Origin of the sequence: Pseudomonas protegens (genome assembly GCF_013407925.2) — a bacterium.
GTDB classification, from domain to species: domain Bacteria; phylum Pseudomonadota; class Gammaproteobacteria; order Pseudomonadales; family Pseudomonadaceae; genus Aquipseudomonas; species Aquipseudomonas fluorescens_AP.
The window spans coordinates 5,425,413-5,446,351 of the sequence record NZ_CP060201.1; the positions used below are offsets into that span (position 1 = coordinate 5,425,413).

At 66.9% G+C, this 20,939-nt stretch carries 23 protein-coding genes and 1 pseudogene; 9 read left to right on the forward strand and 15 right to left on the reverse strand.

What is annotated here, in order from left to right; translation table 11 throughout:
- Positions 1-324 (forward strand): quinohemoprotein amine dehydrogenase subunit gamma, encoded by a 324-nt coding sequence (gene qhpC / locus GGI48_RS25255; RefSeq protein WP_179600527.1) that lies wholly within the window; start codon positions 1-3, stop codon positions 322-324.
- Between the two features lie 23 nt (positions 325-347).
- Positions 348-1,466 carry a quinohemoprotein amine dehydrogenase subunit beta gene (gene peaD, locus GGI48_RS25260; protein WP_179600529.1) on the forward strand — a complete coding sequence of 373 codons (1,119 nt, stop codon included), beginning with the start codon at positions 348-350 and terminating at the stop codon, positions 1,464-1,466.
- A 109-nt stretch (positions 1,467-1,575) separates the two neighbouring features.
- Here the strand turns inward: peaD and GGI48_RS25265 are convergent, their stop codons facing one another.
- The 3 genes and pseudogenes from GGI48_RS25265 to GGI48_RS25270 form a co-directional block, all read right to left on the reverse strand.
- On the reverse strand, positions 1,576-1,977 hold the full coding sequence (locus GGI48_RS25265; RefSeq protein ID WP_016964503.1) for a lysozyme inhibitor LprI family protein: 402 nt from the start codon (positions 1,975-1,977) through the stop codon (positions 1,576-1,578).
- A gap of 39 nt (positions 1,978-2,016) precedes the next feature.
- The gene (locus GGI48_RS31235; RefSeq protein ID WP_260620679.1) at positions 2,017-2,388 is read right to left on the reverse strand and encodes a GFA family protein; all 372 of its coding nucleotides are present in this window, start codon (positions 2,386-2,388) and stop codon (positions 2,017-2,019) included.
- 36 nt (positions 2,389-2,424) lie between these two features.
- Positions 2,425-3,339, reverse strand: a pseudogene (locus GGI48_RS25270) (ADP-ribosylglycohydrolase family protein); the annotation flags it as partial.
- A 139-nt stretch (positions 3,340-3,478) separates the two neighbouring features.
- On the opposite strand from GGI48_RS25270, the gene GGI48_RS25275 reads away from it, so the two are divergent.
- On the forward strand, positions 3,479-3,937 hold the full coding sequence (locus GGI48_RS25275; RefSeq protein ID WP_179600533.1) for an SRPBCC family protein: 459 nt from the start codon (positions 3,479-3,481) through the stop codon (positions 3,935-3,937).
- Positions 3,938-4,023: 86 nt separating this feature from the next.
- Positions 4,024-4,827: an aminoglycoside phosphotransferase family protein gene (locus tag GGI48_RS25280; RefSeq protein ID WP_179600535.1), complete on the forward strand. Its 804-nt coding sequence runs from the start codon at positions 4,024-4,026 to the stop codon at positions 4,825-4,827.
- A gap of 480 nt (positions 4,828-5,307) precedes the next feature.
- Here GGI48_RS25280 and GGI48_RS25285 read toward each other — a convergent pair whose 3' ends face one another.
- On the reverse strand, positions 5,308-6,633 hold the full coding sequence (locus tag GGI48_RS25285) for a PLP-dependent aminotransferase family protein (RefSeq protein ID WP_179600537.1): 1,326 nt from the start codon (positions 6,631-6,633) through the stop codon (positions 5,308-5,310).
- Positions 6,634-6,720: 87 nt separating this feature from the next.
- Here GGI48_RS25285 and GGI48_RS25290 point away from each other — a divergent pair, with 87 nt between their 5' ends.
- Positions 6,721-7,353 (forward strand): LysE family translocator, encoded by a 633-nt coding sequence (locus tag GGI48_RS25290; RefSeq protein ID WP_016964507.1) that lies wholly within the window; start codon positions 6,721-6,723, stop codon positions 7,351-7,353.
- A gap of 24 nt (positions 7,354-7,377) precedes the next feature.
- A complete protein-coding gene (locus GGI48_RS25295; RefSeq protein ID WP_179600539.1) occupies positions 7,378-7,722 on the forward strand; it encodes an antibiotic biosynthesis monooxygenase in 345 nt (114 codons plus the stop codon).
- A 4-nt stretch (positions 7,723-7,726) separates the two neighbouring features.
- Here GGI48_RS25295 and inhA read toward each other — a convergent pair whose 3' ends face one another.
- On the reverse strand, positions 7,727-8,413 hold the full coding sequence (gene inhA / locus GGI48_RS25300) for an isonitrile hydratase (protein ID WP_179600541.1): 687 nt from the start codon (positions 8,411-8,413) through the stop codon (positions 7,727-7,729).
- Between the two features lie 92 nt (positions 8,414-8,505).
- On the opposite strand from inhA, the gene GGI48_RS25305 reads away from it, so the two are divergent.
- Positions 8,506-9,489, forward strand: a complete 984-nt coding sequence (locus GGI48_RS25305) for a GlxA family transcriptional regulator (RefSeq protein ID WP_179600543.1) — start codon at positions 8,506-8,508, stop codon at positions 9,487-9,489.
- A gap of 16 nt (positions 9,490-9,505) precedes the next feature.
- On the opposite strand, the gene GGI48_RS25310 is transcribed toward GGI48_RS25305, so the two are convergent.
- From GGI48_RS25310 to GGI48_RS25350, 9 genes are all read right to left on the reverse strand, one after another.
- Complete coding sequence (locus GGI48_RS25310) at positions 9,506-11,944, reverse strand: alpha/beta fold hydrolase (protein WP_179600545.1); 2,439 nt, start codon at positions 11,942-11,944, stop codon at positions 9,506-9,508.
- A gap of 14 nt (positions 11,945-11,958) precedes the next feature.
- Positions 11,959-13,401: a TIGR01777 family oxidoreductase gene (locus GGI48_RS25315; protein ID WP_179600547.1), complete on the reverse strand. Its 1,443-nt coding sequence runs from the start codon at positions 13,399-13,401 to the stop codon at positions 11,959-11,961.
- Positions 13,402-13,416: 15 nt separating this feature from the next.
- Positions 13,417-13,890, reverse strand: coding sequence for a hypothetical protein (locus GGI48_RS25320; RefSeq protein ID WP_179600549.1), 474 nt, complete (start codon positions 13,888-13,890; stop codon positions 13,417-13,419).
- Positions 13,891-13,966: 76 nt separating this feature from the next.
- Complete coding sequence (locus GGI48_RS25325; RefSeq protein ID WP_179600551.1) at positions 13,967-14,872, reverse strand: alpha/beta fold hydrolase; 906 nt, start codon at positions 14,870-14,872, stop codon at positions 13,967-13,969.
- A 57-nt stretch (positions 14,873-14,929) separates the two neighbouring features.
- Positions 14,930-15,382 carry a hypothetical protein gene (locus GGI48_RS25330; RefSeq protein WP_179600553.1) on the reverse strand — a complete coding sequence of 151 codons (453 nt, stop codon included), beginning with the start codon at positions 15,380-15,382 and terminating at the stop codon, positions 14,930-14,932.
- Positions 15,383-15,415: 33 nt separating this feature from the next.
- A complete protein-coding gene (locus tag GGI48_RS25335) occupies positions 15,416-15,802 on the reverse strand; it encodes a hypothetical protein (RefSeq protein WP_179600555.1) in 387 nt (128 codons plus the stop codon).
- Positions 15,803-15,960: 158 nt separating this feature from the next.
- Positions 15,961-16,422 (reverse strand): isochorismatase family protein, encoded by a 462-nt coding sequence (locus tag GGI48_RS25340; RefSeq protein WP_179600557.1) that lies wholly within the window; start codon positions 16,420-16,422, stop codon positions 15,961-15,963.
- 56 nt (positions 16,423-16,478) lie between these two features.
- Entirely contained in the window at positions 16,479-16,847 is a 369-nt protein-coding gene (locus GGI48_RS25345; RefSeq protein ID WP_179600559.1) for a VOC family protein, read from the reverse strand.
- A 148-nt stretch (positions 16,848-16,995) separates the two neighbouring features.
- Positions 16,996-17,583, reverse strand: coding sequence for a TetR/AcrR family transcriptional regulator (locus GGI48_RS25350; protein WP_179600561.1), 588 nt, complete (start codon positions 17,581-17,583; stop codon positions 16,996-16,998).
- A gap of 134 nt (positions 17,584-17,717) precedes the next feature.
- Here GGI48_RS25350 and GGI48_RS25355 point away from each other — a divergent pair, with 134 nt between their 5' ends.
- Entirely contained in the window at positions 17,718-18,890 is a 1,173-nt protein-coding gene (locus GGI48_RS25355) for an MFS transporter (protein WP_103739370.1), read from the forward strand.
- Positions 18,891-19,010: 120 nt separating this feature from the next.
- Entirely contained in the window at positions 19,011-19,700 is a 690-nt protein-coding gene (locus GGI48_RS25360) for a thioesterase II family protein (RefSeq protein ID WP_260620680.1), read from the forward strand.
- Between the two features lie 153 nt (positions 19,701-19,853).
- Here the strand turns inward: GGI48_RS25360 and GGI48_RS25365 are convergent, their stop codons facing one another.
- Complete coding sequence (locus GGI48_RS25365) at positions 19,854-20,822, reverse strand: siderophore-interacting protein (protein WP_179600565.1); 969 nt, start codon at positions 20,820-20,822, stop codon at positions 19,854-19,856.
- Between the last annotated feature and the right edge of the window lie 117 nt (positions 20,823-20,939).

Here is a 20,939-nt window from a genome sequence, read left to right on the forward strand (position 1 = left end):
ATGAAACATCTCAAGCCAATCAATAACAAAGCTCAGAAACTGACCCAGGCCGCCGCCGAGGATCGGATCGAAGACGTGCTGGCGATGAACTCCGTGGCCGGCTGCGCTTCCACCACCGACCCGGGCTGGGAAATCGACGCCTTCGGCGGGGTCTCGTCGCTGTGCCAGCCGATGGAGGCCGACCTCTACGGCTGCTCCGACCCGTGCTGGTGGCCGGCCCAGGTGCCGGACATGATGAGCACCTACCCCGACTGGAACAAGGACGCCCAGGCCTCCAACGACAACTGGCGCAACCTCGGCACTGTCTTCCCGAAAGACAAGTGATGAACAAGAAGAAGGATTCCAGCATGCACAGCATCAAAGCCTGCGGCCTGGTCGCATTCGCGGTTCTCGGCGCCTGTTCGTTCACCGCCCTGGCCGATGAAAGCCTGGCCCTCAATAGCGGTCACGAGTACCTGGTGACCACCAACTACCCGAACAACCTGCACGTCATCGATCTGGCCAGCGACAGCCTGTACAAGACCTGCAAGATGCCCGACGCCTTCGGCCCCGGCACCGTGCAACTGTCGCCGGACCGCAAGATCGCCTACGTGTTGAACAACCACTACGCGGATGTCTACGGCGTCGAGCTCGACAGCTGCAAGCAGGTGTTCCACGCCAGCATCACCCAGCACCCGGGGGAGAAGGCGCGCTCGATGTTCGCCTTCACCGTCAGCCACGATGGCAAGGAGCTGTACACCGTGGCCAACCCGACCCTGCTGCTCAATGATCGCTACGAGGTCAAGGAGCCGCGGCTGGATGTCTACGCCACCGACGCCGGGCTCGACGCCAAGCCAGTGCGCAGCTTCCCCGCGCCGCGCCAGCTGACCATCATGCAGAGCGGCGACGACGGCAGCCTGTATGTGGCCGGGCCGGACCTGTACAAGGTCAACGTGCAGACCGGCAAGTTCGACGTACTGGTCCCCAGCCGGCACTGGAAACGCCCCAACTACAGCGCCCCGGACGTGCTCTACATCTGGAACCAGCAGACCTACCGCCACGATTTCTCGCTGCTCTACACCGCGACGAAATTCAAGGACAAGCAGCAGGACCCGGCGACCGCCGAGCCGCTGTACGGGTTGTTCAGCATTGACTTGAAGACTGGCAAGACCGAAACCACCGACTTCGGTCCCCTGACCGAGATCTACTTCAGCGGCATGCGCTCGCCCAAGGACCCGAACCTGATGTTCGGCGTGCTCAACCGCCTGGCCAAGTACGACATCAAGCAGAAGAAGCTGCTCCAGGCCGCGACCCTGGACCACTCCTACTACTGCCTGTCGTTCAACAAGGCCGGGAGCAAGATCTACCTGACGGGGACCTTCAACGACGTGGCGATCTTCGACGCCGACAGCCTCAAGCAGGTGGGCAAGATCACCTTGCCCGGTGGCGACATGGCGGCCACCACCACGCAGATCTTCATCCGCTGACCCCCATCCATCGGCCTGCCCGGCTCCTTGTGTAGGAGCCGGCTTGCCGGCGAATGGGCCGGCAAGCCGTGCAGCGCCCCCGCCGACGCCTTCGCGGGCCAGCCCGCTCCTAGAGGCCCGGTACCGGGCAGCTCAAATCGCCTTCCTGGCATTTGAGGTAGGTCTTGAAGTTTTCCACCCGGGCCTTGGTCAAGGCCGTGGTGCAGTTGCTGTAGACCAGTGGATACACGCTGCCACCTTCGACCCCCGAGGACGAGAATTCGCACTCGGCATCGCGGAACGCCACCCAGGCCCGTTGTGCACTGACCAGCAGTTTCTTGGCCTGTGGCTGGTCGTTCAGGCGCAGGTTGATCTGCTGGTAGAGGTTGTTCAGTTGCTTGTCGGCCGCCTGGAATTGCCGGCCGGCGCACTGGTTCATATCGCTTTGGGTGGTGGCACTGTCGCACTCGTCGGCCTGGGCCAACGGCGCGAGCAGCAGCGGCGCAAGGGCCAGGAACAGGATCGCACGCATGGAACATCTCGCTATCGGGTCAAGGGGTGGACATTCAGTCTAGTCGCGGCTTGGCTGCCATTCGGGCCAGCGCTCCAGCGCCTCGTGGGCCAGCCAGGGCACATCGTGGGCGGTCCAGATATGCACCTGCGGGGTTTGCCCCGGATCATCGTCCAGGGTCGCCACCCGCAGGATCACATGGGGCTGGCCCGGTCGCTCGGCCACCAGATGAGAGCCGCACACCGAACAGAAGTGCCGCAGCTTGCCCGGCGACGACTCGAACGCTCTCAGCAGCTCCTGGCCTTGGGTCCAGCGAAAATGTTCGCGCATGACCCCGGCGGTGGAGGCGAAGGCCGCGGCATGGGCCTTGCGGCAGGTCTGGCAGTGACAGTGGCCGATGGGCATGTCCAGGCGCTCGACCTGGTACTGCACGCCCCGGCACAGGCAACTGCCGTTGAGGGGACGGGCCGGTTGCTGGCGCTGGGCGGCCTGCAGCAGTTGATCGGCCATGGTCTGGATCTCCTCGGCCATGTGCAGGCAGGCCAGCCAGTGTGGCGGTATGCCCTGGACCCTGTAGAAGGCCCCGGCCAACTGGCCGACGATGGCCGCGGTGGTGTCGGCATCATCCCCCAGGTTGGCGGCGGCGAGCACGGCGGCGGCGAAGCTGTCGCTGTGCTGGAAGCACCACAGCGCGGCCTCCAGGGAGTCGACGCAATAACCGTTGCCGCGAATCTGCTCGCGGGTTTTATGCACATAGCCACCCTGGGCCAGGGCCACGACCTTGCTCTGGCTCAACCCCGTGGTATCGAGCCGTTGCAGTTCCAGCTTGCTGGCGCCACCCAGGGCCTTGGCGATCAACCCGGCCAACAGCTGGCAGCATTCGACGGCTTCGGCGGCGCCGTGGGTGGTGCGCGAGCTGGCGCCGGCGAACTCGCGGACCCGGGCCAGATCCGGGTAGTGAAACAGCACCACCGGCGCCAGGCGCATCAATGAACCATTGCCCGCGGTCTGCGGATCGGTGGAACCGGCAAAGGGCCGGCCATGCTCCTGAAAGTCGCTCAGGGCCTGACGCACGGTCAGGCCGATGTCGAAGCATTCGCCGGTGGCGCTCAGGTAGCCCCATTGCCACCAGTTGAGGTAGCGGCCCATCTGGTCGGCCGGGTCGAAGCCGTTCTTGTGCAGCAGGCTTTCGCCCAGGCACAGGGCCATGGAGGTGTCGTCGGTCCATTGCCCGGGCTTGAGGTTGAACGGCCCGCCACCCAGCAGATCGGTGACCGGCGCGAAGCTGCCGCGGGGCTTGAATTCGACGCTGGTGCCGACGGCGTCACCACAGGCCAGGCCCAGCAGGCTGCCGCGGTAGCGGTCGTTAAGAGAGAGGGGCATGGCAGATCCTTTGCGAAGAGAGGTGCATTTGCGCCGGCGACAGTAGCATTTTTCCTGGCGCGCGATCAGTCGTGCCTTTGGCCGGATAAAGGTTGCGCTCGAAGCACAGCGGTCTAGTGTTCATCACTGGAGGTGACCTATGAACGCTTCAGATCGCATTGAACGCAAGATCCTGCTGCACGCCCGTCCGGCGCAGGTGTGGGCGGCGCTGAGCGAGGCCGAGCAATTTGGCCGCTGGTTCGGCGTGGCCCTGCAGGGCCAGCACTTCATCCCCGGCCAGCGCGTGCGCGGCGCCGTCACTTACCCGGGCTACGAACACCTGACCTGGGATGTGCAGGTGGAACAGATGCTGCCCGAGGAGCGGTTTTCCTTTCGCTGGCATCCCTACGCCATCGACCCGGCCCATGACTACTCGGCCGAACCCACCACCCTGGTGCAGTTCGAACTGGAGCCGCATGACGGCGGCACCTTGCTGCGGGTCATCGAGTCGGGCTTCGAGGGCATTCCCGGTGAGCGCCGGCTCAAGGCTTTTCGCATGAATAGCCGTGGCTGGGACGAGCAGATGAGCAATATAGAAAACCACTTGCAGCTGCGCTGAAGTGGTTCGCGGCAAGCGGCACGTTGCGGATCGAGTCGTGGCGTTTGAAACTTACCGCTTACCGCTTACCGCTTGGAGCTGTTCTTTTGTTTGCAACCTATATCGAACGTTGGCGTCTGCTGCCTGATGGCGAGTCCATCGTCACCCCAGGCAGCCGCCTGTTGCCGGTGCGTCTGGAAGACGGCGCGCCGGCGATGCTGAAGCTTGCCCTGAATGAGGACGAGCAGGCCGGCAACCGTTTGATGGCCTGGTGCGCCGGGGAGGGCGCGGCGCAAGTCTATGCCCAGGAGGATCAGGCGATATTGATGGAGCGCGCGCTTGGGTCGCGTTCATTGATGCGCATGGCCCTGGCGGGCGAGCACGATGCCGTCAGCCATATCGTCTGCGCCACGCTGGCGCGCTTGCACGCGCCACGTTCGAAACCCTTGCCAGCGCTGGTGCCCCTGGATCGTTGGTTCAAGGATTTGCGCGAGGCGGCGCACCAGCAGGGCGGCGTGTTGCTCAAGAGTCTGGCCATGGCCGAGCAACTGCTGGCCGCGCCTCGTGACCCTGTGGTGCTGCATGGCGATGTGCACCACGACAATGTGCTGGACTTCGGTGAGCGCGGCTGGCGGGTCATTGATCCAAAGTCCGTGCACGGCGAGCGCACCTTCGACTTCGCCAACCTGATCTGCAACCCGGACTTGCCCTGTGCCACCGACCCTCTGCGCTTTGCCCGCCAGGTGCAGGTGATTGCCCGGGCGGCGCAACTGGAGCCGCGCCGGCTAGTGCAGTGGGTGCTGGCCTTCAGTGGTCTGTCCGCCGCCTGGTTTCTCCAGGACGCTCATCAGCCCGGGGTGCAGCACCAGCTCAAGCTCGCAGAGTTGGCCGCCCAGGCACTGGAAGGATGAACTAGGGGTTTGCCTAAGTGCGGTATAGCCAATTTCCTACACGCGCTGTAATTCAATGCGCCTTCTGCGTACCCGGCTTTGTGTTTAATCTTCTTTCCCACAACTGCAGCGCAGGAAGCGCTCAGGATCAAGGAAGGTCGACCATTAGCACGGATGCTGCAGACAGGAAGTCATAATGGTCTTGGAAAAAACCCGCTTCGGCGGGTTTTTTTTCGTCCGGCATTTCGTGCCTGCGGCCTGGGGGCGATGGCCGCTTTGATACTTCACGTAGTGGGACATGAACGTGGCAGTTTTTTCAGCCCGACGCTAAGCGCGGGCTTCTGTGCAACTGGCCGTGGTTGCGGCAGATCGTTGTACTGGAGGTGGCGCTGCTGCCCACCTTGAGCTGGGGGGAATGTCGTGCCAAGGGCCGGATTGCCCCGGCCATTGACGCCGCTGAGTTGGCGCTCTTCGCCGGCAAGCCGGCTCCTACAGGTGTGCTTAGCGGGTGATTTCGTTGCGGACCTTTTCCAGAGCCTGCTCCAGCAGCGGCAGGCCGATGGAGCCCAGGGCCAGGCGCAACGCCTGGGGCACATGGGCGGTGGTGGCGAAGGGCTCGGCCGAGGTTACCGTTACCCCCTGATGTTTCAGGGCCGCCACTATGGCATCGGCCCTCTGTCCTTCCGGCAGTTTCAGCCAGAGAAAATACGATGAGCCATAGGCCTGGTAATCGCAGCCCTTGAGCACCCTCCGGGCCAGTTGCTGGCGGCTGCGGGCATCGCTGCGCTTCTGCTCTTCCAGGCTGTCCACCAGCCCCGACTCGATCCAGCGGCAGCCCAGGGTCACGGTCAGCGACGGGGTGCTCCAGGTGGACACGCGAATCGCCCGTTCCAGAGCCGGGATCATCTCCAGTGGCGCGACGACAAACCCCAGGCGCAAGCCCGAGGCGACGCTTTTCGACAACCCGGAAATGTACAGCGTGCGCTCCGGGGCCAGGGTCTGCAGCGGCGGTGGTGCCGGTTCAGCGAGGAAGGCGTAGGCGCCGTCCTCGATCAGCAGCAGGTCATGCTCGCGGGCCAGTTGCACCAGGCGCTGGCGTTCGGCCAAGGGCATTACCGTGCCCAGGGGGTTGTGCAGGGTCGGCATGCAGTACAGCGCCCGCACCGGGCGCCGGCGGCACAGGGCCTGCAGGGCGTCGAGGTCCATCTGACCGTTGTGCTGGGGCAACGCTTCGAGGTCCAGGCGATGGACCTGGGCCAGGGTCTTGAGGCCGGGGTAGGTCAGGGCGTCCACCGCCAGGATGTCCCCGGGCTGGAGCAGTGCCAGCAAGCTCACCGCCAGCCCTTGCTGGGCGCCGTTGACGATCAGTACCTGCTCGGCGGCGACGCGGATCTCGCGGTTGCGCAGGTGGCGCGCCGCGGTCTGGCGTTCATGGGGGCGGCCACCCTGGGGCGCCGAGTGCAGCAGGGCATCCAGGTCGCCGGAGGCGGCTATCGCCCGCAGCCCCTCGCGCAGGCTTTCCGCCTGGCCGGGCAGGGACGGGTAGTTGAACGCCAGGTCCACCGAGGCGGCGCTGGCCGGGTGCTGCTCCAGGCCCATGCCCCGGGGCAGGCTAGTGTCGCGGACGAAGGTGCCGCGCCCGGGCTCGCCGACCACCAGGCCAATGGCTTCCAGCTCGTGGTAGACCCGCAGCGCCGTGGCCAGGGCCACCTGCTCGCTGGCCATCAGCGCACGCACCGTGGGCAGTTGCGTGCCCGGGCACAGCTGGCCGCTGCGGATGCGTTGGGCGAAGTGGTCGACGATGGTTTTGTAGCGGGTACGGCGCATGCTCGGCCACCTTATGTATCTAGAACACTTTTTTGTTTGTATCAGATAGGCGCCCTAATCTAGCGGCTTTTGTGCAGGAGCGCGCAGATGCCGGACTTTTCCACCCTGTCGATCTTCCTGGGCGCGGTGCTGCTGTTGCTGCTGTCGCCGGGTCCGAACATGGCGTTTGTCATCAGCCATGGCGTGGCCTACGGCTGGCGCGGTGGGGTGGCGTCGGGGTTGGGGATTGGCGCGGCGGATATCGGCCTGACCCTGCTCACGGCCACGGGCGTTACCGCCGTGGTGGCCAGTTGGCCGCCAGCGTTCGAGCTGATCCGCTATGCCGGGGTCGCCTACCTGCTGTGGCTGGCCTGGAAGGCCCTGGCGGGTAATGGCGCCTTGAACCTCGTCGATGCTGTCCGGGTGCCGCTGTCCACGGTGTTTGTCCGGGCTTTGTGCAACAGCCTGCTGAACCCCAAGGCGCTGCTGTTCTTCATGGTCTTCCTGCCGCAGTTCGTGCGCCCCGAGCGCGGCAGCATGGCTGTGCAACTGGTGGTCCTGGGCTTGTTGCTGACCCTGGTCAGCGGGGTCTTCCATACCAGCCTGGGGATCTTCGGGGCGGCCCTGCGCCGTGGCTTGCCCGGCAGCGATTCGCGGCTGGCCCGCTGGCAATCCTGGCTGCTGGCGGCGGTGCTGCTGGCCCTGGCCTTGCGGTTGGCGCTGCTGGTACGCCCGGTCTGATTTATCACCCAAAGGAGTTTGCCCATGTACATCGCCGCCTTTATCTACCAGCCGGGCCAGCGCGACGAGGAGTTCCTGCGCCTCAGCGCGTTGATCGATGAAATTGCTATCAGCCTGCCGGGCTTCGTCGGCGCCCAATCCTGGACCAGCGCCGATCAGGGGCTGATCAACGCCAGCTACTACTGGGAGGACGAAGCCTCGATCCAGGCCTTCGCCAGCCACCCCAGGCACATCGAGGCCAAGCGCCAGTACCGGCGCTGGTACGCCGGTTATCAGGTGGTGATCTCCAGGGTCGAGCGCACCTATGGCGATGGCGCCATTACCCAGTTGCTCGGCAATGCCCGCCAGGGTTCGGTGCGCCGTGCCTGAAGGCTCAGCCAGCCGACAGCCGCGCCGCCGCGCGCAGGGTGATTTCCCGGCGCTGGTGCAGCGAATCCGTGGTGCGCTGGCGGGCCAACTGCACCACGCTGGCCGGCGCGGTGTCCGGGCTGCCGGCCTCGAACGGCGGCGCCGGGGCGTATTCCAGTTGCAGCTGCACCAACTGCGCGGTGGCGGCGTCGAACAGTTCGGCGGCCAGGGTCAGGGCGAAGTCGATGCCGGCGGTGATGCCGCCGCCGGTCAGCAGGTTGCCGTCGCGCACCACCCGTTCACGCACCGGGGTCGCCCCCAGCAGCGCCAGCAGTTCGTGGTAGGCCCAGTGGGTGGTGGCGCGCTTGCCCTGCAGCAGGCCGGCGGCGCCGAGCACCAGGGAGCCAGTGCACACCGAAGTCAGGTAGCGCGCTCGGGCCGCCTGCTGGCGGATGAATTCCAGGGTTTGCGAATCTTCCATCAGCGCTCCAACACCGGCGCCACCGGGGATGCACAGCACATCCAGCGGCGGGCAGTCGGCAAAGCCGGTGGTGGCCTGCAGCACCAGCCCGGAGCTGGCCACCACTGGCCCCGGCTCCTTCCAGAGCAGATGCACCTGCACATCCGGCAGCGAGGCCAGCACGTCGTGGGGACCGGTCAGGTCCAGCTGCTGGACCTGTGGAAACAACAGAAAACCTATCTGTAACGCCATGGCCTGTTCCTTGTGTCGATGAAGTGGACGGCCTGACTCTAGCGCTCTAGGCTTTGGCGTATTCGCCAACCAGCCCTCGATTTACGCCAATCATGCCCACTGCGCCGAAAAACGTCTTTGTCCTGGCTTTCGCCCATCACCAGTTGCTGGATGTCACCGGCCCCTTGCAGGTGTTCGCCTCGGCCAATGACCGGGCCCGTGGCCTGGGCCTGCCCATGCCCTACCACCCGCGGGTGATCGCCAGCCCGGGCGGGGCGACCCTGAGTTCATCGGGGCTGGCGCTGCTGGCCGAGGCCCTGCCGGCGCCGGAAGTGGCCTGCGACACCTTGATCCTCGCCGGCGGTTGGGGCGTCTACGAGGCGGCTCGGGACCCGCAACTGGTGGCCTGGGTCGCCCAGCGCGCGGCGACTTCGCGGCGCGTGGCCTCGGTCTGCACCGGGGCCTTTCTGCTGGCGGCCAGCGGCTGGCTGGACGGGCGCCGGGTGGTCACCCACTGGACCCGCTGCGAGCAACTGGCCGAGCAATACCCGCAACTGCAGGTGGAGCCCAACCCGATCTTCATCAACGATGGTCCGGTATGGACCTCGGCCGGGGTCACCGCCGGCATCGACCTGGCCCTGGCCCTGGTGGAGGCCGACCTGGGGCGCGAGGCGGCGCTGGACGTGGCCCGGCAACTGGTGGTGTTTCTCAAGCGCCCGGGCGGCCAGTCGCAGTTCAGCGTGACCCTGTCGCTGCAAAACACTGGCGGGCGTTTCGATGGGCTGCACGCCTGGATCGCCGAGAATCTCAGCCGCGAACTGACGCTGCCGATCCTGGCCCAGCAGGCGGGCATGAGCGAGCGCAGCTTCGTCCGTCACTACCGCGCCGACACCGGCCAGACCCCGGCCCGGGCCATCGAACTGATCCGCGTGGAAACCGCGCGGCGCCTGCTGGCCGACACCGGTCTGCCGATCAAACGCATTGCCGCCCAATGTGGTTTTGGCAGTGAAGAAACCCTGCGCCGCAGCCTGCTGCGGGCCCTGGGGGTGACGCCCCAGGCCTACCGCGAACGTTTCGCCGCCACCGAGCGCACTTGAGCCCGGGGCGCGGGGTTCAACCTTCGACCAGGCTCAGCTGGCCGTCGCTATACAGCACTTCGCGGCCGACCCAGGCCGGGTCCACTTGAGGCAGCACCGCCGACGGCTTGCGCAGTTCCCGCAGTAGCGTGGAGCCGTGGGACAGGCGCCCACCCATGCGCGCGATCACGGCCCGGGCCGCTTGGTAGTGAGCGTGGCGCCCGGGATCGAGGGTGTCTTCCAGGAGGATATCGACCCCCAGCACGCCTTGGACCTGCCCCGGATAGATCATGAAGCCCGCGGCCTGCTCGCGGCCTTCGCGGCCGTCCTGCCAGAAGCTGCCGCCACGGCTGCGCGGCTGTTCATGGGGCGCGAACCAGTAGCCGCGATCAGCCTCGGGCACGGCGTGGTGCAGGCGGAAAAAGATCCGCATCAGGTTGTCCCGATACCACTCGCGTACTTGCAGGTAATAGCCGCGCAGGCCCGGCAAGCCCAGGCGGTGGGCCAGGGTGATGGCCGGGCTCCACTGCGGGAAGGCCTGCAACGGCAACTCGGTGCACGCCGGGCGCGGGGTGCCGGGGTCGGTTTCCCAGGGCAGGCGATGGGGGCTGTTATCCAGGTTGCCGTAGGCCGTGGGCGGGCGCCCCAGCAGCGCGCCGCCGCTGCTGGCCAGGGCGGTGGCGATGCACAGGTTGCCTTGCACCACGAACACGTAGAAGCGGGCGAACCAGTCCGCCAACTGCTGGCCGTCGGCCCCGGCGCCCTGCAACTGCGCCAGCTCCCGGTCGAAGCGTCGCAGGCCCGCTTCCAGGGTCAACAAGTGGCCGCGGGCGATGTGCTGCATGCGCAGGAAGCGCGGCAGCGAGCGCAGCAGCCGCAGCGGGCGCAAGGGCAGCTCCGGGGTGGCGCCGCCGACTTCGCCGGCATAGCTGGAGGAGGGCAGGCCCCAATCGGCCAGCCGCGCCAGGAACAGGTCGTTGTTGATATAGGACGCCCCGCCGAACAGCGCGGTGAACGGCTCGTTGTCCTGCAGCACCCGGCTGTCCCAGCGCGCCATGATCGCCGGAATGCTCGGCGCCGCGCGGCGCTGGCCGTACTCGACGAAACGGCTGGGCTGGGGCGGCAGGATCTCGGCGATATTCGCCGCGGTCAGGTGCCGGCGCCAGCCGTAGTCGCTGATCGGGCGGTATTGCAGCAGCCACAGTTGCTGGCCGTCCCAGGCCCATTCGACATCGCCGGGCACGTAGTGGAAGGTCTTGAGTACCCCTTGCAGGAAATCCCACAGGGCCTTGGCGTCCAGGCCCTGGGTGCTGGCGAAAGCGCCGCTTTCCCAGGCCGGGCCCAGGCGCGAAAGAATCGCCCGCTGCGGGCTGACCTGGCCGTCGGCAAGGCTTTCCAGATGGCCTTCGACCCACTCCAGTTCCACCGCGAGATGACGGACGAAGGCGATCCCCGACAACGTCGGCTGGATAAAACGCTGCACCACCACTTCCTCGACCCCGGCGTCGCGCAGTTGGCTGATCCGCGCAGGCACGTCCGCGCTGGCCACCCGCAGGTAGGTGGTGCTCAAACCGGCATTGGCCGAATCGGCCTGGTCCTCGCCGTAGCTGGAGGAGCGCACCGCCCACAGCGCCGCGGGCTGGCTGGCGAGCAGGGCCGGCAGACGCGGATCCTGGGCGCTGTCCAGAGACAGGGCGCTGGGTACCGGCTGGCCGGCCAGTTCCGCCAGACGCAGGCGGCCGCCCTTGGTGAGGGCGACAAAACCGCTGTCGCCGGACTCCAGCCAGGCGACGAACTCGGCCGGCGCATCGATCCACGGGTAATGGCCCCAGCCCGGCTTGAGGCTGACCCGCAGATCGGCCCGGGCCAGGATCGCCGACCAGGCCGCGGCCTGGGCCATCCCCAGCAGCCGGTCCTGATCACCCCAGACCAGCTGCACCGGGTCCTTGATCCACTCCAGCAACGGCAGCGCGGTGTCGGCCCGCAGTTGCTCCCACAGCGGCACGAACGCCCGGCAGCGGGCGTAGCCCGAGCCCATGCGCCGGTACTGCTCCTGGCTCCACGGCTGGCGCGAGAACTTGCCAGCGAACAGGGTCGGCTTATGGCTGAGCAAGCCATGAATCAGCAGGCGCGCCGGCAGCGGCGACATCAGCGCCGGCAAGCGCCGTTGCCAGAGAAAGGCCCCCACCGGCGACAGCAGCACACTGCGCGAGAAATGCCCGGGGCGGCGTTGCAAGGCGTGCAGCACGATCAGTGCGCTGACCCCCACCGCGACAATCGCGTTGCCCGGCGCCGTCATGCCCAGCAAGGCCTCGGCGTATTCACCGAGGTCATTGCAAGGAGGCAGCGGATTGTCGCCAAACCCCGGCAGTTCCAGCGGCTGCACCTGATAACGCTGAAAGTGCGGCAGGGCATCGTCCCACCAGTCGGCGGCGCTGCCATTGCCCGCCAGCAGGTACAACAGGGGCTTGCTCATGGGCATTCCTCAGCTCAGGTCAGGTCGCGCAGGGCGGCATCCAGGGTCGGGTAACGGAAGCGGTAGCCGGCCTGCAGCAGGCGCGCGGGCACCACCTTCTGGCCGTCAAAGAACAGCTCGGCCATTTCCCCGGCCAGGGCCCGCACCGGCGCGGCCGGCACATGCAGCCACACCGGACGCTTGAGCACCTTGCCGACGGTGGCGGCAAAGTCGCCCTGGCTCACCGCTTCCGGCGCCACCATGTTGTAGGTGCCGGACAGCGACGGGTCGTTGATCGCCCGGGCCATCACCTGCAACACGTCGTCGCGGTGCACCCAGCTCATGATCTGCCGGCCATCGCCCATGCGTCCGCCAAAGCCGAAATGGAAGGGCAGCAGCAGGGGTTTCAGGGCGCCGCCGGGGCCGAACACGATGCCTAAGCGCAGCACCACCTGGCGCACGCCGAAGCGCGTCGCCGGTTCCGCCGAGGATTCCCAGCGCGCACACAAGTCGGCCATGAAGCCTTCGCCGCGCTCGGCGTTTTCATCCAGGCTCTGGCTGGCATCGCGCACCCCGTAGAAGCCGATGGCCGAAGCCTGAATCCACAGCTCCGGCTTGTGCTGGGCGTGTTGCAGCCAGTTGAGCAGGGCCTCGGTGGTGCCGACCCGGCTGGCCAGCAGTTGCGCCTGGCGCTTGGCCGACCAGCGCGGCCCGGCCACCGGGGCGCCGGCCAGGTTGATGATCACGTCGAAGGCCTCGCCATGGCCCAGCTTGCTCAACGAGCGCAGGCAACGGGCACGACCGTCGAACAGGTAGGCGGCGCGCAGCGGATCGCGGGCCAGCACGCTGACCGTGTGCCCGGCATCCAGCAGTTGGTTGACCAGGGTTTCACCGATAAAGCCGGTGCCACCGGTGACCAGCACCCGTTTGCCACGGCCACCGGCAAAGGGATTGGCGCCCTGGCCCTGGCGTTGCAGGCGCAACGCCGCCAGGCCGTCCCGAATTCCCGAGGCCGTCACACCGACGGCGAACAGGCTCAGGGCCCAGCCTTGCCAGCCCAGGTCGATGGGGTTCAAGGCGCTGGGCAGGCGCGACCACTCCAGCAGTTGCAGGCCGTACAGGGCGAAGAACGCCCCGGCATTGATCGCCAGCACGGTGTGCATGATGCGTTCGATGGCCGGCAGCTTGCGGCTGCGGTCCTCGACCACGAAGTCCCACAGGGTCAGGCCGATTTCCAGGGCGAACAGCACGGCGATCACCAGCGCCCAGATGCCCTGGAACGCCAGGTTGGCGATGCCCATGAACAGCACGCCGTAGAAGCACGAGCGCAGGGCATGGATCGCCAGCTCCTTGCGCGCGCCGTGGCGTTGCGGCAGGGCCACGGTGAGTTCGTGATGGTAGATCGTATCCAGGGCGCCGAGCACGCCCTGGGCGAGCAACAGGGCGATGGCCCACTGCAGGATTGGCAAATCAGCCACGATGGTGAAGTCCTTTTACGAGGGAAGACGGGAAGGGCGGGAGTCGTGGCGCTGCAGCCACAGCAGCGGCGGCAGCAGCACCAAGAGGGCGAAGCTGTCGATCCACAGGTGCGCGGTCATGTTCATCTGCCACGACAGCCACATGTCCTGGGGCGCCCACAGCAGGATTCCGGCCATCAGCCAGGCCCAGGCCGCCGGCGCCCGCAGGCGGTTACCCAGGTGCACCAGGCCCAGCAGGTACAGCGAATAGCTTTGCAGGGTGGCGCCGAACAGGCCCAGCCACCAGATCTGCTGGGCCCGGGCCGGCGCTGGCGCGGCGGTGCCCCAGAAGGCCTGCTCGATGCCGCCCAGGTAATCGTTGAGCAGGCCGCTGTGGCCGGCCCAGGTCAGCAGCAGCCCGGCCAGCAAATGGCCGGCGCCGGCGGCGTAGAGCCAGAGCACCAGGGCCCGGCGCAGGCCGGGGCGGGGAGAAGTCGCGGCGGGTAACATTCCATGTCCTGTGGGGGATCAAAGGCGCGAAGTGTACCGATTTTTCCCCGGCATGGCGTGCAGCCTGCTGCTCTTCTCAGGCGTTCTGGAGCAACTCCAGCAGCGCGTCGAAGGTGGCTTGCGGGGCTTCCTGGGGCAGGTTATGGCCGACGCCGGGCAGGATCCTGCGCTGATAGGGCCCGCTGAACAGGCCGATATCGGGGTCTGGCTCGGTGGCCGGGCCGACCCCGTCATCGGCGCCACAGAGGGCAATGGTCGGCACCTGGATCGGCGGTTGTGCCTGCAACGCCTGCTCGATGCTTTCCAGGCTGGGGTCGCCGGGTACGTAGCCGAAGCGATGGCGGTAGGAATGGATCACCACTTCGACAAAGTCCGGGTTGTCGAAGGAGGGCGCGCTCAGGCCATAGAGCCCCGGCCCTTGTTTCCAGGTTGGCGACCACAGGCGCCACAACAGCTCGCAGAATTCCCGGCGGTTGGCCGTCAGGCCGCCCACCCCGCGCTGGGTGTTGAAGTAGTACTGGTACCACAGCCGGTGCTCGGTCTCTGGCGCCCTGGGTTCGCAGGCCCCGGGGATGTCCTGGATGTTGTAGCCGTCGGCGCTCATCAGGCCCTTGACCCGCTGCGGCCACAGGGCGGCGACGATGCAGGCGGCGCGACCGCCCCAGTCGTAGCCAGCGAGAGTGACCCGGGGCAACTGCAGTGCATCCATCAGCTCCAGCAGGTCCCGGGCCAGGGCGGCCTGCTGCCCGGAACGCATCACCTGCTCGCTGACAAAGCGCGTCGGGCCGTAGCCCCGCAGGTAGGGAACGATGACCCGATAGCCGCGCTCGGCCAGCGGCGGGGCGATCTCGTCGTAGGCCCGCACGTCGTAGGGAAAGCCATGGAGCAGGATCACCGGTTCGGCGTTGGCCGGGCCGTGTTCTTCATAGGCAAGGAGCAGGCTGGGGGTAGAGACCTGATGCAGGGAGGCTGAGCTGGGCATGGTGGCTCCGGGGTTCGCTGGCTTGAAACACCCTAGCTCAAAACGGTTACGGGTGATCTAGAGCGACTCGTACTGGCCGTCCTCGTCGACGTAGAACACCTCGCTGAGGTACCAGCGCTGGCCGCTGAAGATCAGGTGATAGTGGTAATCGGCGGCGAAGCCCTCGCCGGGGCTGATCGCCCGGGTTTTCACTAGCGCGCGATCCGCGGTTCGGCTGCTGGAGAGGATCTGCTCATACGCCGTGCCGTGGCTGGCCGGGGAGCTGAAGGCAATGGGCTGGCCCTGAAAGCCCGGCAGGCAGAACTTGGTCAGCAACCGGGCGTACTCCTGCTGCGCCAGATCCATCGATTCCAAGGGCACGTTTTCAGCTTGGCGTGCACTGGCCCTGTCGCTCCACTGTTGATAGTCGGCGATGAACTGCCGGACCAGCGCTTCGGGCGAATCGCTGAACGCGGCGCCGAGGGCGAGGTTGCTGGACAACAGGGCAAGCAGGGCGACAAGTTTTTTCATCGGCGGGGCCTCAGTCGTGATGGTGTTCGGGTTTCAGGCTTCATGCAGCCCGGCAGCGTCACGCCAGTACAGGGTGGATTCGTACTGGAACGAGAGGAGGAACATCGCCTCGCAGCTCTCGGCAATGTTTTGCAGCAGACGGCGGATTTCATCCAGGGAACTGTGGCCTGCGGCTTCGGGGCCCTTGATGCGTAGATAGACACGCAGACCGACGCTGAAGTCGCAGCCCCTGCGGTCCTCGGCATGGATTTCGCGCTCCCGTTGCGAATCGTCGCTGCGCAGGCTCAGGCCGGACGCATAGGTTGCCTGAATGCCGCCGGGCACGGGGGCCTGCTCGGTGCCCGGAAGGTTTTCCAGCAAACGCCCGAGCAGCGCCGTGGTCAGGCGCTGATCGGCTTCAAGGTGCAGTTCCAGGCTCATGCCGGTACCTCGGGAGTAGCGGAATCGAGGTGCGGATTCTAGCGTCGTCCTGCCTGCCGTACAGCGTTCGCCGACATCGGCATGGATCGCCTTCGCCCGTAGGAGCTGGCTTGCCAGCGAAGGAGCCCGCCAGATCGCCTTCGCCGGCCAGCCATCTCCTACAGCTCGCTACTGCGGATCAGGTGCTTGAAGTGATGCCGCCACAGCTCGATGCCCAGGCCGCCGCTGCGGTCCAGGGACGACCCCACCGTCAGGTCGGTCAGCAGGGTTGGCTGCAATCCGACATCGAACAGGGCAAAACCCGCCGCCAGCACGCAAGTGTCGGTCTGGATGCGGCACACCAGCACCCGCTCGGGATTTAGGCTTTTCAGGTAATCGAGAATCTCCGTCGTCGGTCCGTAACCGTGCTTGATGAAGACCTTGTCGGCGGCCACCAGGCTTTGGTCGTCCGCCGCCGGTTGCCAGCCCAGTTGCCGGGCGAAGGGCGTGCGGCTTTCGTCATGGCGTTCCACCGTGGCTACCGAGGGCATGCGCCCGAGCAGGCGGTTGATGCCCTCCACCAGCCAGGGCGGTGGGTTGAAGCAGGGTTGTACGTCGATGATCAGCAGTGCTTGGTGCATGCCGTTGTCCTTGGGAGTGAGGCGAAAAGCCGCTCAGTGTGCCGGTAAATGTCGCCTCAGACGAGGGACGCTGGTTGGCGCAGGCCCATGCAGTTGCCCCAGGGATCCTGCACCTGGCAGATCCATTCGCCGCCTTCGATGACCATCGGCCCGCGATACAGGCGCGCGCCCAGGGCGGTCAGGCGCTGCACCTCGCCGGGCAGGTCGCTGACGTGCCAATACACCACCGTGCCCGCCGGGCCCTGGCCGACCTTGGCGTCGCTGGGGACGATTTCCAGGGACAGGCCATCGAGCTGCAAATGGCCGAAATCATCCGGCTCGTGCACCACCCGCCGGGCCCGGGGAAAGGCCTGGGCGTACCACGCGGTGGCGGCGCGCCAGTCGCTGGCGTGGATCATCACGGCGACGATGGAGGAGTCGGGCATGGGGCGAATTCCGTGGCAGTCAGGCACAAGGGGCAGGGGCCGCGGTCGGCGCCCGGGCCGGGTGCAAGGTTGCCAGAGGCTCTTGTCGCCATTCAAGCGCCGTTCGAGAAGCGGCGCAGTGCCGATCCGCATCGGCTGCGAGCTCCGTTCAGTGCCCCGGCCGCAGCCCGCGCAGCAGCAGTTCAAGGCCCTGCAGGGAGGCTTGCAGGCGTTGCTCGCCGGGCTCGGCGGCGGCAATCCACAGCGCCGCGTCCACCAGGCTGCCGCTGATCAGGCGCGCCAGGGCATGGCTCGGTGCGGGTTCGATCAGCCCGGCGGCGCTCAGGGCCTGCAAGCGTTGGCTCAGGGAGTCGATGCAATGCTCCTGGGCCGGCCGCCGTTCCCCCAGCACTGCCCGGGCATCCTGCAGGACGATGCGCTGGATCTCCGTTTCCTGGGCCATCTCCAGGTAGGCCCGGCAGCGCTCGGCAAAGCCGTGCCACAGGTCGTCGGTCGCGGCGGAGATGGCCTCAAGGCGCTCATCCATTTCACTGTCGATCTGCTCCACCACCGCCGCCAGCAGCCCCTGCTTGTCACCGAAATGGTGATACAGCGCGCCCCGGGTCAGCCCGGCCTCGGCGGTCAGGTCGTCCATCGAGGTCCTGGCATAGCCCAGCCGGGCAAAGGCCTGGCGCGCGCTGGCGATCAGCTTGGCGCGGGTTTCTTCGATCATCTCGGCGCGAGGGCGGCTGCTCATGAACACAGTTCTCCAGCAAGGGGTGGATTGACATACGCGGCGTATGTTCCCATGCTTTTTAACATACGAGGCGTATGTGTTTCTACTGCGCGAGCACTTTGTGGCAAGTTGCAACCCCCAAGGAGTCGTTGTAAATGGCAAACCCCTATCGCGAATTGTTCAAGGCCCCCGGCAGCCGGGCGTTCGTCCTGGCCGGAATGTTGGCGCGCATGCCGATCTCCATGACCGGCATCGGCCTGATCACCATGCTCGCCCAGTTGCACGGCGGCTACGCCCTGGCCGGCTCGGTGGCGGCGACCTTCGCCCTGGCCACGGCGTTCTGCGCGCCCCAGGTTTCGCGGCTGGTGGACCGCTACGGCCAGGGCCGGGTCTTGCCCCTGGCGGCGGGCCTGGGGGGCGGGGCATTGCTGGCCCTGTTGCTGTGCACCCGTTTGCAGGCGCCGCACTGGACCCTGTTCATCTGCGCCGCCGTGGCCGGCTGCATGCCCAGCATGTCGGCCATGGTCCGTGCCCGCTGGACCGAGCTGTACCGCGGCCAGCCGCAATTGCAGACCGCCTACGCCCTGGAATCGGTGCTCGATGAAGTCTGCTTCATCATCGGTCCGCCGTTGTCGGTGGGGCTGTGCGTGGGCCTGTTTCCCGAGGCCGGACCGCTGGGCGCGCTGTTGACGCTGGCCCTGGGGGTTGGCGTGTTCGTCATGCAAAAAAGCACCGAGCCCCCCGTGCATCCCCACGAGCAGGGGCCGGGCGGCTCGATCATCCGTTCCGGGGAAATCCGCTTGCTGATGCTGCTGATGACGGCCATGGGCACCATCGTCGGCGTGGTGGACGTGGTCAGCGTGGCCTTCGCCCAGCAGCAGGGACAACCGGCGGCGGCGAGCATCGTGCTTTCGGTTTACGCCATCGGCTCGTGCCTGGCGGGCATCGCCTTCGGCGCGCTGAAACTGGCCACGCCCTTGCCCCGATTGTTCATGTATGGCGGCATCGCCACGGCCCTGACCACCTTGCCGCTGCTGTGGGCGAGCAACATCCTCGGCCTGTCCCTGGCGGTGTTCGTCGCCGGGCTGTTTTTCTCCCCGACCCTGATCGTCGCCATGGCTCTGGTGGAGCGCATCGTGCCGCCAGCCAAGCTCACCGAGGGCCTGACCTGGCTGGTTACCGGCCTGAGCATCGGCGTGGCCCTGGGGGCCGCCGGTTCCGGTGCGCTGGTGGACCATTTCGGCGCCCGCAGCGGCTTCTGGCTGGCCCTGGCCGGCGGCGCGGTGGTGCTGGGGGCGGCGCTGCAAAGTTATCGACGCCTGCGCTGAAGCGACCGTCGGACTAATTTGTCCGCCCCGTGCCGCGTTGTTCCTAACAGATCATCTGTCGAGGGACAAACCGTGACCCAGTTGAACCTGCTGTGCCTGCCGTACTCCGGCGCCAGCGCCATGGTCTACAGCCGCTGGCGGCGCAAGCTGCCCCAATGGCTGCACCTGACACCCGTGGAACTGCCCGGGCGCGGCGCCCGTTACACCGAACCCCTGCACACCGACATGCGGGTGCTGGCGATGCAGCTTGCCCGGGAAATCCAGAGCACGTTGCGCGCGCCCTACGCCCTGTTCGGCCACAGCCTGGGGGCCTTGCTGGCCTGCGAACTGGCCCACGCCCTGCGCGCCCTGGGCTGTCCGGAACCGGTGGCGCTGTTCGCCTCAGGGACGGCGGCGCCGACCTTGCGCAGCGAATACGACCGGGGCTTTGCCGAGCCCAAGAGCGATGAGCAATTGATCGAACAACTGCGCACCCTCAATGGCACCAGCGAAGAGGTACTGGCCAACCAGGAATTGATGAGCCTGACCCTGCCGATCCTGCGGGCCGACTTCCTGCTGTGCGGCCGTTTTCGCCCGCTGCAGCGCCCGTTGCTCAATTGCCCGGTGCACGTGCTGGGGGGCACGACCGACCGCGCCACCAGCGAACAACTGATCGGCTGGAGCAAGGAAACCCATGGCGGCTTTTCGGTGGACATGCTCGCGGGCGGGCACTTCTTCATTCACGAGCACGAAGCCAAGGTGCTGAGCCTGATCAAGGGCCACCTTGAGGGGCAGCGCCGCCGCCTGCAACCGGCGACCGTGGTTGTCTGAAGGCGCGCCCGGTTGCAGCGCCGGCGCAGGCCGCGAACGGCCCGCCGGAACACAGGGAACCGCCGCGCAGCGGAGTTGACGGTTGCCCGCCAGGCAAGGCCCGGCGGGCCTTTGCGCCGCTTCGCGGGCGCGGCAGCGGCTACCGGCACGGGCTCAACCCAGGGAACTGCCCAGGCGCCAGTAGCCCATCAGGGTCAGGTTGCGACGTTCCTGGCCGCGCTCGTTGATCAGGTGGCGGCGGATGCTCATCACCGTGGCCGACTCCCCGGCCACCCAGGCGTAGAAGCGGTTGTCCGCTGGACTGGCGCTTTCCCAGAGGCGTTGTTCAACGTCGCCTTCGGCCACCTTGAGTGGCCGGCGTCCAGCGCTGGCCGGCGGCAGCTCGGCCAGTTCCCGGGCGGCGTGGATCAGGGGTTCGCCATGTTGCGCCCCCAGCACGTCCCGGGGCAGCCAACTGAGCCGGGTCTGGGGATGACAGTGCAGGTCGATGCAATCGCTCTCATGGGGCACCTCGATGAACACCTGCACATCCGGGTAGTCCGGATAGTCCTGCAGCTCTTCGAGAATCCCGGCGATGGCCGGCAGCGCGGTTTCATCGCCCATCAACAGCACCTTGCTAATCCCGGCCGGCGGCAGCCACTCATAACCACCGGGGTCGCCGCTGTAGGCCTTGTTCGGCACCACCATCTGCAGGCGATCGCCGGGCCGGGCGTGGCTGGCCCAGGCGGAGGCCGGCCCGTTGACCCCGTGCAGCACGAAATCCACATCCAGCTCCGCGGGCTGCAGGCGCAAGGCACGAATGGTGTAGGTGCGCATCGGCGGTTGCCGCTCGGCCGGCAACCGGCGCCGGGCGGCTTGCCAGTCGCCCTCCACCGGCAATTGCGGCGGCGTGCCGTCGGCCCCGGGAAACAGCAGCTTGATGCGCTGGTCCGGCGCCAGGGTGCGGGCCTGGGCGATGTCCTCGCCGCCGAACACCAGGCGGGTCATGGAGGGGCTGAGGTCGAGGCGTTGCTTGAGTTCGACGTTGATCAGCCGGTAGCCCCGGGGTTGTTGGGCGCCGGCACCGACCAGCTTGCGCAAGCCGTTGGCCAGTGAGCTGGCCAGGGAAGTGGCTGAGGACATGATCGCGACCTTGTTAAGGAGAAGGTCCTGATTTGACGAGCTGCAAGCGCTTGAATTTACCTGGCAGGACGCTGCCGCCAGTGCGACGCACATGGTTAATTTTTCCCCAGGCCCATC

Coding starts and splice junctions, on each gene's coding strand:
- qhpC (WP_179600527.1), top strand. CDS start 1: ATGAAACATCTCAAGCCAATCAATAACAAAGCTCAGAAACTGACCCAG.
- peaD (WP_179600529.1), top strand. CDS start 348: ATGCACAGCATCAAAGCCTGCGGCCTGGTCGCATTCGCGGTTCTCGGC.
- GGI48_RS25265 (WP_016964503.1), bottom strand. CDS start 1,977: ATGCGTGCGATCCTGTTCCTGGCCCTTGCGCCGCTGCTGCTCGCGCCG.
- GGI48_RS25275 (WP_179600533.1), top strand. CDS start 3,479: ATGAACGCTTCAGATCGCATTGAACGCAAGATCCTGCTGCACGCCCGT.
- GGI48_RS25285 (WP_179600537.1), bottom strand. CDS start 6,633: ATGCGCCGTACCCGCTACAAAACCATCGTCGACCACTTCGCCCAACGC.
- GGI48_RS25290 (WP_016964507.1), top strand. CDS start 6,721: ATGCCGGACTTTTCCACCCTGTCGATCTTCCTGGGCGCGGTGCTGCTG.
- GGI48_RS25295 (WP_179600539.1), top strand. CDS start 7,378: ATGTACATCGCCGCCTTTATCTACCAGCCGGGCCAGCGCGACGAGGAG.
- inhA (WP_179600541.1), bottom strand. CDS start 8,413: ATGGCGTTACAGATAGGTTTTCTGTTGTTTCCACAGGTCCAGCAGCTG.
- GGI48_RS25305 (WP_179600543.1), top strand. CDS start 8,506: ATGCCCACTGCGCCGAAAAACGTCTTTGTCCTGGCTTTCGCCCATCAC.
- GGI48_RS25310 (WP_179600545.1), bottom strand. CDS start 11,944: ATGAGCAAGCCCCTGTTGTACCTGCTGGCGGGCAATGGCAGCGCCGCC.
- GGI48_RS25320 (WP_179600549.1), bottom strand. CDS start 13,890: ATGTTACCCGCCGCGACTTCTCCCCGCCCCGGCCTGCGCCGGGCCCTG.
- GGI48_RS25325 (WP_179600551.1), bottom strand. CDS start 14,872: ATGCCCAGCTCAGCCTCCCTGCATCAGGTCTCTACCCCCAGCCTGCTC.
- GGI48_RS25330 (WP_179600553.1), bottom strand. CDS start 15,382: ATGAAAAAACTTGTCGCCCTGCTTGCCCTGTTGTCCAGCAACCTCGCC.
- GGI48_RS25335 (WP_179600555.1), bottom strand. CDS start 15,802: ATGAGCCTGGAACTGCACCTTGAAGCCGATCAGCGCCTGACCACGGCG.
- GGI48_RS25340 (WP_179600557.1), bottom strand. CDS start 16,422: ATGCACCAAGCACTGCTGATCATCGACGTACAACCCTGCTTCAACCCA.
- GGI48_RS25345 (WP_179600559.1), bottom strand. CDS start 16,847: ATGCCCGACTCCTCCATCGTCGCCGTGATGATCCACGCCAGCGACTGG.
- GGI48_RS25350 (WP_179600561.1), bottom strand. CDS start 17,583: ATGAGCAGCCGCCCTCGCGCCGAGATGATCGAAGAAACCCGCGCCAAG.
- GGI48_RS25355 (WP_103739370.1), top strand. CDS start 17,718: ATGGCAAACCCCTATCGCGAATTGTTCAAGGCCCCCGGCAGCCGGGCG.
- GGI48_RS25360 (WP_260620680.1), top strand. CDS start 19,011: ATGGTCTACAGCCGCTGGCGGCGCAAGCTGCCCCAATGGCTGCACCTG.
- GGI48_RS25365 (WP_179600565.1), bottom strand. CDS start 20,822: ATGTCCTCAGCCACTTCCCTGGCCAGCTCACTGGCCAACGGCTTGCGC.